This is a genomic window from Mesorhizobium sp. B3-1-9, from assembly GCF_006439595.1.
GTDB lineage: Bacteria > Pseudomonadota > Alphaproteobacteria > Rhizobiales > Rhizobiaceae > Mesorhizobium.
The window spans coordinates 1-11,767 of sequence record NZ_VFTJ01000012.1; the positions used below are offsets into that span (position 1 = coordinate 1).

At 62.2% G+C, this 11,767-nt stretch carries 10 protein-coding genes and 1 pseudogene; 3 read left to right on the plus strand and 8 right to left on the minus strand.

Translation table 11 applies throughout. From position 1 onward, the window contains the following. The first annotated feature begins 428 nt into the window (after positions 1-428). The gene (locus FJW07_RS20490; protein ID WP_140858510.1) at positions 429-2,408 is read left to right on the plus strand and encodes a M23 family metallopeptidase; all 1,980 of its coding nucleotides are present in this window, start codon (positions 429-431) and stop codon (positions 2,406-2,408) included. Here FJW07_RS20490 and FJW07_RS20495 read toward each other — a convergent pair. From FJW07_RS20495 to FJW07_RS20515, 5 genes and pseudogenes are all read right to left on the minus strand, one after another. Next, positions 2,405-2,804 (minus strand): annotated as a pseudogene (locus tag FJW07_RS20495) (IS5 family transposase); the annotation flags it as partial. The gene FJW07_RS20490 and the pseudogene FJW07_RS20495 sit on opposite strands and share 4 nt — an antisense overlap. A gap of 4 nt (positions 2,805-2,808) precedes the next feature. Beyond that, on the minus strand, positions 2,809-3,336 hold the full coding sequence (locus FJW07_RS20500) for a hypothetical protein (RefSeq protein ID WP_140658897.1): 528 nt from the start codon (positions 3,334-3,336) through the stop codon (positions 2,809-2,811). Positions 3,337-3,406: 70 nt separating this feature from the next. Beyond that, positions 3,407-3,904: a DUF302 domain-containing protein gene (locus FJW07_RS20505; RefSeq protein WP_140858512.1), complete on the minus strand. Its 498-nt coding sequence runs from the start codon at positions 3,902-3,904 to the stop codon at positions 3,407-3,409. A gap of 63 nt (positions 3,905-3,967) precedes the next feature. Continuing rightward, positions 3,968-4,843: an alpha/beta hydrolase gene (locus FJW07_RS20510; protein ID WP_140858514.1), complete on the minus strand. Its 876-nt coding sequence runs from the start codon at positions 4,841-4,843 to the stop codon at positions 3,968-3,970. Positions 4,844-5,026: 183 nt separating this feature from the next. Then, positions 5,027-5,794 (minus strand): alpha/beta hydrolase, encoded by a 768-nt coding sequence (locus tag FJW07_RS20515; protein ID WP_140858667.1) that lies wholly within the window; start codon positions 5,792-5,794, stop codon positions 5,027-5,029. Positions 5,795-6,009: 215 nt separating this feature from the next. Here FJW07_RS20515 and FJW07_RS20520 point away from each other — a divergent pair, with 215 nt between their 5' ends. Next, positions 6,010-6,966 carry an AraC family transcriptional regulator gene (locus FJW07_RS20520; protein ID WP_181166935.1) on the plus strand — a complete coding sequence of 319 codons (957 nt, stop codon included), beginning with the start codon at positions 6,010-6,012 and terminating at the stop codon, positions 6,964-6,966. Positions 6,967-7,319: 353 nt separating this feature from the next. Here FJW07_RS20520 and FJW07_RS20525 read toward each other — a convergent pair whose 3' ends face one another. Next, positions 7,320-8,864 carry an MFS transporter gene (locus tag FJW07_RS20525; RefSeq protein ID WP_140858517.1) on the minus strand — a complete coding sequence of 515 codons (1,545 nt, stop codon included), beginning with the start codon at positions 8,862-8,864 and terminating at the stop codon, positions 7,320-7,322. Positions 8,865-9,033: 169 nt separating this feature from the next. Between FJW07_RS20525 and FJW07_RS20530 the strand changes: the two genes are divergently transcribed. Then, a complete protein-coding gene (locus tag FJW07_RS20530) occupies positions 9,034-9,666 on the plus strand; it encodes a TMEM175 family protein (protein ID WP_140858518.1) in 633 nt (210 codons plus the stop codon). Here FJW07_RS20530 and FJW07_RS20535 read toward each other — a convergent pair. Then, positions 9,640-11,151, minus strand: a complete 1,512-nt coding sequence (locus tag FJW07_RS20535; protein WP_140858520.1) for a L,D-transpeptidase family protein — start codon at positions 11,149-11,151, stop codon at positions 9,640-9,642. The two genes, FJW07_RS20530 and FJW07_RS20535, sit on opposite strands and share 27 nt — an antisense overlap. A gap of 238 nt (positions 11,152-11,389) precedes the next feature. Then, entirely contained in the window at positions 11,390-11,755 is a 366-nt protein-coding gene (locus FJW07_RS20540) for an MmcQ/YjbR family DNA-binding protein (RefSeq protein ID WP_140858522.1), read from the minus strand. Positions 11,756-11,767: the final 12 nt, after the last annotated feature.

Sequence of the window (11,767 nt, forward strand, 5' to 3'; positions counted from 1 at the left end):
CAAAGAGGGCAGACTTAGAAGCAAACTTCTTCGTCGCCAGCGGCGCACCGCCCTCGTTCGTGGGCCGTATATAGTCGGACCTCCCTCGACGCGTCAACACCGATTTCGAACTTTTTTGAATTTTTTGCGACGAATTTTCCGGCCGCCATTTTCGATAGCCGACTGCCCTTGCGGCAGCCTTGGGTCATCCACAACGAGGCCCTATTGCCGCCGCATTGAGGCGTGAAACCAGCCCATATGAGGAAGGCGCGCGCGTATGTGTGAGGCGCCGCCACGACAGACGACAAGAGCGCCGTGCGCAGAACGCATGATTGGGGATATCGGCCCCGGCATGCCGTTTCGTTGACTTCAACCGCCGTGACAGGCAAATGTCATGGCCGCAACGATAGCGACAAGCCGTTCGCCCGGGGAAGAAGCAGCCTTTCTGGATGCCAGACACGGAAGATGTCATAGCCGAACTCGGCAACGAGCCGCCGCTGATCGCGGACGGCCGCAGCGGTCCGCCGGACCGCCGCGAGGTCTCGGCACGCTGGCTGTCGGGCACGTTCCTTACCGGCGTTACATCGAGCGTTCTGATGGGCGTGGCGTTGTTCGCCGCCCTTGACGGGCGCCAGCAATTGGCGACCCCGCCGGAAATCGCCGAACTCATCGGTCTTGCCAGCGGCGGCGATGATTCCGGCGAGCAGGCAAAGACGGCCAGGCTGGTCGCGCCGCGCCAGATCGCCCGCGCAAAGGACCGGCGGCGCATGGAAGTGTCGATGGTCACCAAGGTCGGTGACCGCGACGTTATCCACACCATGCCCTTCGTGCAGATCAAGATGGCTTTGGCCGCCGGCCACACCACCAACCGCCCCTACCCGCCGTTCGACCCGATGCAGGTGTTCGGCGACGACAGCGACGACAATGCGCAGCCGGCAACGGCCACCGCGGTCGCCGGGCAGATCTACGGCGCCAAGGTCGAAAGCGAGATGAGCCTGAAGACGGTCGATTTCCCGATCGAGACGGCTTCCTTCGACGAAAAGAGCGATCTTTCCGCCGACGAGGTTGAAAAGGTGGTGCGGGACGCCGGCAACGGCTTGAGCGACGGCGCCGTCCAGGTGGCCGCGCTGCACTATATCGATCCGCAGCGATTCGGCGATGCATTCGCCGAATCGATGGCCGGCTCCTATGACGTGAAGATCACGCAGGAAAATGTTTCGGTGGCGCCGCGCGCCACGCCCGACGATCAGACGCCGGCCTTCGCCGAGGAAATCATACCCTTCACCAAGGATACCGATATCGCCGAGGCCTATGCCGATTCGGGCTACACCGGCGACGACGCCATCGGCATGGCGGAGGCGATCGGCAAGCTCTTGAACGCCCCGGCGCTGAAGGCCGGAACGGTGCTGCGCGTTGGCCTCGAGGTGCGCGGCGACATAGCCAAGGTCGTGCGCACCAGCGTCTACGACAAGACGACGCACATCGTCACCATAGCGCTCGACGACCGTGGCCAGTATGTGCCGGCGCAGGAGCCGGAGGCCAATCCCGAGCTTTTGACGGCGTTCGACGATTCGCAGCCCATTGTGGTGCGCGGCAACCTGCCAAATGTCTATGACGGCATCTACCGCGCCGCCTATTCCTACGGCATGTCGAAAGCGATGACGCAGAAGCTGATCAAGCTTCTCGCCTCCGACGTCGACTTCCAGTCGCGGATTTCACCGGCCGACCGCCTCGAGGTCCTGTTCTCGCAGCCTGATGGCGACGACCAGACCTCCGACGATTCCGAGCTTCTTTATGTATCGGCGACCTTCGGCGGCCAGACGCGCAATTTCTACCGCTTCCAGATGCAGGACGGCGGCACCGACTATTTCGACGAAAATGGTTCGAGCGCCGAGCAGTTCCTGCTGCGCAATCCGCTGCCCGCCGGCAAATTCCGTTCCGGCTTCGGCGCGCGCCGGCACCCGATTCTGGGCTATGTGCGCATGCATACCGGCGTCGACTGGGCAGCGCCCATCGGCACGCCGATCATCGCCGCCGGCAACGGCGTCGTCGAAAAGGTCGGTTGGGCCGGCGGCTACGGCAAGCAGATCATCATCCGCCACGCCAATGGCTACGAGACCTCCTACAATCACCAGAGCGCTTTCGCCAAAGGCATCGAGCCGGGAGTGCGCGTGCGCCAGGGCCAGACGATCGGCTATCTCGGCCAGACCGGCCTCGCCACCGGCCCGCATCTTCACTACGAGCTGATCGTCAACGGCACCAAGGTCGACCCGATGCGTGTGCGTCTGCCGGTCGGCAAGGTGCTGAAGGGCGACGATCTCGTTGCCTTCAAGCGCGAGCGCGAGCGCATCGACGATCTCCTGAAGCAGGAAGACGGCAACTCGCTGAAGGTTGCCAGCGCCAAGACTGATTCGCAGCTTCCGAACTAGGGCGTGGACTCATAAGCGCGTCGCCAAATGGCGCGTAGCCAAATCCGAATGGCTGCGAGGCTTGATGAACGCAACGCAGTTGGCCGCGAGTTTGTCATATCGCGTGGCGACCCGCCGACATTGCTTGATCCGGTTGAAGAACCGCTCGACCAGATTGCGTGCCCGGTAAAGATAGGGGCCAAAGCAGATGGGGTTCTTTGCGGTTGCGTTTTGGTGGAATGTTGGCCATGCCCCGCGCTCCCCGGCAAATTCTCTGATCCAATCTGCATCGTCTCCACGATCAGCGAGCAACAGAGCCCCTGATTTCAGATCAGATAGCAGCTCGGTGACGAGCCGGTTATCATGAGCCTCACCGGTCGTCGGTTCGAGGCGAACGGGCAATCCGCTAGTATCGACGCACTTAGCCCTTTGTGGCGGGTACAGGCGGCACCGGCAGAATGATTTCGGAGGCAACCTTCCAGTCCTTCCCGACGCGAAGCCAATTGATGATCATTAGAAACGGTCTGGCTGTTCCGTCCTGCCCCGCATAAGAGACCGCGATGTTCATCGGCACATAGGACTCTGCGACGTCGCGCGTCAGGCCGACAACCTTGAGCTTCGAATAGTCCGGCTCGAGCACGACCGGACCGGAGCTACCGATATCATGCAGCTTTTGATCAACCGCCTCGTTGCCCCAAAAGCCGGCCCAGTTTCCCTCGGACTGGATCGCGCTCTTAGCCACCAATAAAGTCGAGGGCGATTGCCAGAACATCCCATGCAGAGCCTTGAAATCGTGGTTGTTGGCCAATTCCATCAGCCTGCCAAACCTCGATTTTATCGCACTGAGGGTCGCAGCATCCAGCGGCTCTTTCCTGACGGCGGGAGCTGCTGCGACGGCTCCGATAGAAAAAGCTGAGGCAGCGAGGGCGACAAGAAGTGTCTTGTACATGCGGGAATTTCCCTTCCAACGTCTGGCTCGCGTCATGATAACGCCCTTCGCGTTCCGCGATTGATATGACTTACCCGCTCGCGCATTCGCGCAGCAAGGCTATGATTTTCGCATCGAGAGCTCGAGCGACGGCAAGAGCTTCCGAACTGCCATAATGCAGCAGATAACCCTCCATTTTGTCATAAGAGACGTGCACCCCGTCGGTACGCTCATCGATAAGCACCGTGACTGGAGCGTAGGATCCAGCCTCGGGCACGTGCTTGACCATTTCTTTCATGATGAGTGGATTGCCGACCACAAACCGCATGATGTTAGGCGTCTTGGATTCGGTTTCGCGACGCAGAATATCGCCCAGGTCGAATTGCGCGAAGAGCATAAGGTCCGTTCGGCCGAGGCTGCGTTGTACAACGCGCTCCAAATCCGGGAAGGAATTGGTCGCTCTCGTCTCTTTGAAAAATTCGACTATGTCAGGCTGTCCGACCGCGGACTTGAAGGCGGCCACAACAACGTCGAATGGTTTTGAGCTCGTGAGGCTGAAACGTTCCACCTCGACTTTGGCGATTGTCATTTTATCCTCTGTAACAACTCTCATTGATAAGGCTGCGTCTGATGGCGTCTGAACCCGCCTGGATCATGCAGTCGCGGGCTGCGCTTCTAGGAAGGTCCGGACGTGGCTGACGAACATCCCGTGGTGCTGAAACAGGGAGCCGTGCCCTGAATCGGGATAGAGGATTAGCTGAGCGTTGCTGAGTTGCTTGAACATTGCGTAGGCGTTGCTCGCGGGCAGCATGGTGTCGCGGCTGCCGCTGACCACAAGAGTGGGCTGGCGGATGGCGCGCAGAACGGCGTGCCCGGGATCAGGCGTGGCGCACCAGGTGATCAGAGCCTTGGCCTGCGGATCGGTGACCGCGCTGCCGTTATCGGTGTCCCGATCGTCCTGACGCACCTTCGTCCTCTTCAGAAAAGCCAAGCCGGAGGACTGGCTGGCGGGTGAGTTCGTGAAGAACAGCGGCAGACGGGGGTCCGGCGCATCGGTTTGGGAAAACGCGTCCTGCAGAACCGCTAACAGGTGTTCCTCTCCGCCTTTCGGCGCAGTACCGACGAGTATGAGCTTGCGGACCAGTTGTCCGTGCTCGGCGGCGATCTGCTGAGCGACGCAGCCGCCGAGAGAAAAGCCGAGCAGGTCCACTTCGAAGAGACCGAGCAAGTCGATGAAATCGACAGCGTCTCGCGCCATCGCCGCGACGTTGTCGGGCGTTTGACCGGTCGAGCGGCCGACCCCTGCATTGTCAAACGCGATCACGGGGCGATCGGCGGCCAGAGCGTTGACGACGGCGGGATCCCACGCATCGATGTTGCCCGAGAAGTGCTGCAGAAGAATCAGCGGAGTTCCGGTCGCGGGGCCGAGACGGCGATAAGCGAAGCGGATTCCGTTGCCTTCGATGTAACGGGTCGGCGCCGTTTCGAGTGTGGCGGCGTCCTGGCCTGTGATGTCGAGTTGAGTCATGTCATCCTCCGGATGCTTGGCATAAAATGATCGAGTGAGGGATCGTCGTAGCGCAGCGACCGAGGCCTTCTCCAGGATGTCGCCGGCGCTTCGCCGCGTTTGCGCCATCGCGGTCCGAGGCGTTCCAGATTCCTCTGAGCGAGCGTGCACGCTCCCGGCGCGGAAGCGCCGGGAGCGGTATCGTCACTTCGCGAGCGTTGCCTTTGCGATGACCTCGGCGACTTCCTTCGCATGGACGACGAGCGAGGCATGGCTGCCGGCGACTTCCGTCATCTGAGCCTTCATCCTGGCTGCGAACGACTTCTGAGCCTCGGGCGCGATGACCTTGTCCTTCGTCGTGATGACATCGAACGTCGGCTTGTCACGCCAGGCTGCAATGGTCACGGGAGCCTCGAACGCAGCGAGACTCAATGGTATCTGCGCGTTGGCCAGGTGCTCGGCGATCTCGGGCGGAAGATCAGCCGCGACCGCCGATGGAAACACCTTCGGGTCAATGTACAAATTGCCCTTCGCGTCGGGATGGATCGCGTTGCCGCCTTCAGTCGGCGGGCCGGCTTTTGACAGCGATGCCAGGGATTCGCCGACATCGGGCGCGAAGGCGGAGACGTAGACCAGCGCCGAAATCTTGGGATCGTCGCCGGCTTGCGTGATCACCACGCCGCCCCAGGAGTGGCCGACCAGAACGGTCTTGCCGGCCTGCTTCGCGAGCGCCTGTTTGGTGGCATCGACGTCGGCGTTGAGCGAGGTGAGCGGATTTTCGACAAGCGTGACGTTGTAGCCTTTTTTCGTGAGGATATCGGCGACGGGCTGCCAGCTCGTCTGGTCCACGAAAGCACCGTGCACGAGCACGATGTTGTGGGCTGCTCCCTTGGGCAGTTCGGCAGAATTGGCTGAGCCGACCAATGTCGATCCGGCCAGGAGTGCGGCGGCTGAGAAGAGGATATTTCGCATTGAATGGTCCTTTGCGTATCGGACGGAATGAGGTCCGTAGGGGAATGGGCAGGCGTTTCCACAAGGTCGCGGTTCTTCCATCTGCCGTTGGCGAGATGGTTGCCGCACGTGACGTCGGCCCGCCGCGGCATGAAGTAATCTGCAGGCATTCCGGACGGTAGGGATCAATCGTCCGCATGTTGTGTCCGATCGTCCACCGGTCTAATCTGGGCGGCATGGATATCCTCGCCCAGGTGCTCGATCGTGTTCGTCTCGGCGGGACGCTGCTGTATCACTTCGAGCTGGGCCATCCCTGGAATCTGGAGCTGCCGGCGCGCCCTTACGCGTTGTTTCACTATCTCAGCCGGGGCTCGGCGACGCTTGCGCTCGAACAGGGAGAGGAAATCCAGATGACCGAGGGCGATTTCGTCGTCATCACACGCGGCGAGCCCCATGTGTTCTATTCGGATCGCCGGGCCGAGCCTTTGCGGATCGTGGATATCGATCGAGCGTCGTCGCGGTTTGGCGTCATTCGTCACGGCAGCCGCGCAAAGCCGCTCTCGACCATGATCTGCGGTAATTTCACGGTATCCCGGCCGATGTTCGGCAGCGTGCTGGAGCTGCTTCCGCCTGTGCTCCTGCTGAAGCCGACGGCGGACGGTGGCTGGCTCGAAGCCATCCTGCGCCGCATGGTCAGCGAATCCGCGCTCGAGCGTCCCGGCCAACGCGTCGCGCTTTCACGACTGACGGAAGTGCTCTTTGTCGAGGCGCTCCGAAGCTGGATCGCGTCCCTCGGTCCCGGACAAGGCGGCTGGCTCGGGGCTATATCTGATCGGCATATCGGACCGGCGCTCAAACTGATTCACGAAAGCCCGGAGCGGCCCTGGACCCTGAGCGACCTGGGCCGTCGCGTCGGGCTCGGCCGCTCGGCATTTGCGGCGCGTTTTACGAAGCTCGTCGGCCAGTCCATGCAACGTTATGTGATCGAACGCCGGATGGCGGAGGCGGCGTTCCTACTAGAAACCAGCGATGAGTCCATCGCACGGATTGCGAACCGGGTCGGCTACGAGACAGCGGCGGCGTTTTCGAAGCTGTTTCATCGATATAACGAACAGTCTCCAGGCCGTTACCGGGCCGCTCGACGCGCCCACGGAGGCCGCGCGCGGTCGGACGAAGTACAAGTATCCGATTGACCTCGAACAAGCGCCTTCGCCATGTCTGCAACTTGCCGATATTGTTGCAAAAGTCGAAAATTGAACGACCCTGAAAATCTCGCGAAAGTCGATTGTTGGACCTGCCCGCTGCTGCATCGCTTTTCAAGGCTACGACGAAGATCCGTGAGCGATTTTAGGTGAAACGATACGGTCCCCCATATCGTCGCGCCCAAAAGGCATCAGCGGCTCTGGGATTTTTCCTTCGCCACCAAAAAGACTTTTGCAACAATATCTGCCCTTAGCGGCTCTTCGTCTCAGATGCTGTGATGACAGTCGGATAGCGGATATGGGTCAAGCCGCGCTCGCGAGCCTCGATTTTATGAGTACACACCCTAATCCGCTGCCTGCTGGGGCCAGGGCGATGCCTGCCCGGATGCGGTGAACCAGGCGATGACCGACGACAAAAGGCAAAGCAGCGCGGTGACCGCGGCGACCACTGCAAAAGCCCAATCGCTTGCCGCAATCCTCGCCGCATCGACATTGGCAGCGAGCCCGGACGCCGGCGGTTCGCCAAAGCCGGGAATTCCGGAGGCGCCGCCGGTCATCCGCGCATAGACGATTGCAGCCAGCGATCCCATCGCCGCCACCGCGATCAGGCCGCCAACGCGAGAGACGGCATTGTTGATGCCGGACGCCGCACCCGTGTCCTTGTCCTCGACCGATGTCATGACTGCCGTCGACAGCGGCGACACGACCAGCGCCATGCCGAGCCCCATCAGCCCCATCAGCGGAAAGATGCCGGTCCAGAAATTATGGATCCCGGCATAGGTGAGCAGCGCGAGGCCGCCAAAGCCGATGGCCACGACAAGGCTGCCGCCGGCGATCGGCAGGCGCGGCCCGATCCGGTCCGACCATTGCCCGACCGGTCCTGACAGCAACGCGATCAATACCGATAGCGGCAGGAAGATGAAACCGGCCTCGGCCGAACTCAGCCCCCAGCCGGCGATCAGCAGCATCGGCAGGTAGAACAGATTGGCCGACAGCGCGAAATAAAGGAAGAACGTCGCCAGATTGGCGCCGGCGAAAGCCTTGATGCCAAACAGGCTGAGATCGATCATCGGCTCGCGCTGCCAGCGCTCATAAAGGACGAAGACGACAAGCAGGACCGCCCCGGCGACGATCGCCGGGACCGGTATCAGTCCGCCACCCTCGGCGTTCATCGCCGTCAGCCCGTAGGCCAGCGCTCCGAAAGCGAGCGTCGCCAGCCCGGCGCCGCCGAGATCGAGGCTGCGCTTTTCGGTCGGCTGGTCGGCCGGGACCTTGGCCAAAAGCAGATAGATGGAAACCAGCCCGAGCGGCAGGTTGATGGCGAAGATCGCACGCCAGATGCCGTTGCCGAAGGCCGACAGCACAAAGCCGCCCAGCACCGGGCCAAGCGCCGTCGTCAGCGCCGAGGCCGCCGCCCAGATGCCGATCGCCCGGCCGCGCTCCTTTTTCGGATAGGATTTGGCGATGATGGCAAGGCTGCCCGGCACCATGATCGCCGCACCGATGCCCTGGATGGCGCGGAAGGCGATCAGCACGGTGGGATTGGGCGCCAGGGCGCAGGCAAGCGACGCGGCGACGAACAGCGCGATCCCAGTCACGAAGGCACGCCGCAGACCAAACCGGTCGCCGGCGGCGCCTCCCGCCAGAATCAGCGCCGAAAGCGTCAGCGCATAGGCGTTGGAGATCCACTGCGCCTGCGCCAGGCTGGCGCCGAGATCGACGCGTAACGCGGGCATTGCAATCGCCAGGACCGAACCGTCGATGAAGCCGAGCGCCGAAGCCAGGATCGCCGCGATCAGCACATACCGACGCCGAGATTGCGGACAGAACGTGCCGTTCTGAGCGGATCCGGTCAGCGGGATAGCGGCAGCTTCGCCTGGAGATTTCATGACAGTCTGCTTAAACCTCCAATGCTTCCGCAACAACCGGCCAGCACCTTGCAGTGTTTGAACCCAGTTTCGAGCTGGCCGGATGGGCAGGGTGACATCTGCCCGGATGCAAACGGCACATGGCATGTTAACGTTCCGCAGAGAGCCGCCAGGCAAAGGGGACGCCCGCATGAAACGACCGCTTGAACCGTCGGCCGAATCGCGCGGACGCATCGTCGGCATCACCGACGGCGTCTTCGCCATCGCGCTTACGCTCATCGTGCTGGAGATCAGGGTGCCATCGCATGAGGCGGTCCATTCCGAAGGCGAATTGCTTTCGGCAATCCTGGCGCTGGCGCCGCGCTTCCTGACCTACGCGCTGAGCTTTTTGACGCTGACCATCTTCTGGTTCGGCCAGCAGGCGCAGCATGGGCTGATCGCAAAGTCGGACCGGCGGCTGGCGACGCTGAACCTCTGCTTTCTAGCCTTCATCGCGCTATTGCCGTTCTCCACCGACCTTCTGGCCGATTTCCTCGAATTCAGGCTTGCGGTGCTTGTCTACTGGCTGAACCTGCTGATGCTCGGCCTCACCTTGCTTGCCAGCTGGCGTTACGCCGAGAAAAACGGCTTCCTGGCCGAAGGCGTCGATGCGCAAACGACGCGTACTGTCTACCTGCGCATCGTCAAGGCGCAGATCCTATGGGCGATCAGCGCGGCGCTCTGTCTCATCAGCCCGCTGCTCAGCGTCGGCTTCATCCTGGTTGTGCAGCTCGTCTACGCCACCGCGCCACGCAGCTCACTGCTGCGCCACATAGTCGGCTGAAGAGCCGCCGACGAATTCGACGGTCACACCAGGCGACACCAATTTGGCAAGCTCTCGCGCATCCCAATTGGTCAGGCGCACGCAGCCATGGCTCTCGGTCTTGCCGATCTTGGAGGGATCGGGCGTGCCGTGGATGCCGTAGGTCGGCTTGTCGAGCGCGATCCACACCGAGCCGACCGGACCGTTCGGCCCCGGCGGGATCGTGAGAATCTTGTCGTTCTGGCCCTGCTTGAAATTGATGTTCGGGTTGTAGGTGTAGTTCGGATCGAGCGCGACGCGCGAGACGGCGTGAATGCCGGTCGGCGAGGGCGTATCGGCCGAGCCGATGGTCGCCGGATAGGCCGCGACCAGCTTGCCGCCCGCATCATAGGCGTAGACTTCCTTCTTGGTCTTGTCGGCGACAATGCGCGCCACCGGCGTCGACACCAGCTTGCCGAAATTGGCGACCTTGATCATCGTGCCGGGGCGATTGAAGTCGACCCCTTTGTTGATCGACTTCAGATAGGTCTCGTCCATGTGGAAGCGCTCGGCCAGCGCCTCGGTGACCGAGGTGTAGCACATGCAGTCGAGCCTGGCCTTCTGGCTGTAGTCCTCGGGGATCGAGGCGAGATAGTGGCCGGCCGCATCCTCCGGCGTGATCGTGTAGGAGGCAAAGGCGTCGCCGCCGGACTGGGCAAGCGCCGCCTGGATGCCGACTTCATCGGTCGATTTCAAACTGGTGCCGTTGATCTCGTTGTAGGCGGCCAGTGCCTTGTCGACATTCGAGCCGAAGCGCCCGTCGATCACGCCCGGCGAGGCGCCGCCGCGGTCGAGCAGCACCTGCAGCGCGGCGACGTCTTGGCGCACCCCGAGCGACAGCGATGGATCGACGGTGGCCTTGCCGCCGGTGTCCGGCGACGGCTGGGCGTCGGGATTGGTCTGCAGCACTTCGCCCTGGCCCGGCTGCTCCGGGTCGATCGACGCCTCGTTCAGCGGCTGGCGCTTGATGGTGTTGGACTTCGGCGCCTCCGGATAGGTGGTCGCATAGCCTTCATCGTTGTTGGGCGCCGGCGGATAGGCATCGACGGAATTGTCGTCGTTGGGGTCGTACTCATCGACCGGTGGCGGGATGACGCGGCCGTTCTCCTCCAGCTGCCGGCGGCGGAAGCGGGCCATGTCCTCGGGATTGTCGAGATAGTAGCGGTCGTCCTCCTCGGCCGGCGCGCGGCCGAGTTCCTGCATGCGCATCTGCCGGCGAAGCGCTCGGCGATCGAGCCTGCTGCCTGGCGGCTGGATGGCGATGACCTTGCCGGTATCTGCATCGACCAGGACGCGGTTGCCCCTGGCGTCGTAGTAGATGTCGATATTGCCTTCCTGAGCCAGCATCAGCGCGCCGCGCTCGGTCGGGCGCGCGCTCTGCGCGCCATCCACGCTCGGCGTGGCGAACGCACTGGAAGACACCAGCCCGGCCGCGAGTGCCGAAAGGGAAAAGATCAAGCGCAGCATGCGGGTCAAGCTCTCCGGTCGACTGGGCTTCTGGCGGGCGAACCCTTCGCCAGCAAACCAGTTACCCAAGTTAAGGTTCCAACATGAACCGGGCATGAAGATGGCGGTTTTCCGGTGCCTTGAGGAATATCAGCTTATGCGTGTCGCGCAAAAGTGTGCAGCGGTTTTGCGATAACGACATGCATGAAAACAAAGCCTTAAAAGCGCGTCGCCTGAATCCGCTTCAGCGCGACGCGCTTTAGCCTTTGGCAAGCCCCAATTCGTTACGTGCCTGTTTGGTCAGCTTGAGGACGACCAGGCGATGGCTCTCGCGCAGATAGTCCTCGAGCGCCGCATCATCCATGCTTTGGCTTGTCTGACGCTGGATCCATTTCATGCCGCGCGAGGCAAGGTAAGGCGCCGGCCGGCAGCCCGGCTGATCCTTCAGCACGTCATAGGCCATCTCGGAACATTTGAAGGTGACGAAAAGCTGGCCGCCCTCGTTCCAGCCGCCAATGGCAAACACCTTGCCGCCGACCTTCCAGACATGGGCCCCGCCCCACTGGACCACATGCGTCGCAGCGGGCAGCGAGGCGCAGAAGCCGTTATAGTCGTCGAGCTTCATCAAGTTCTTCCC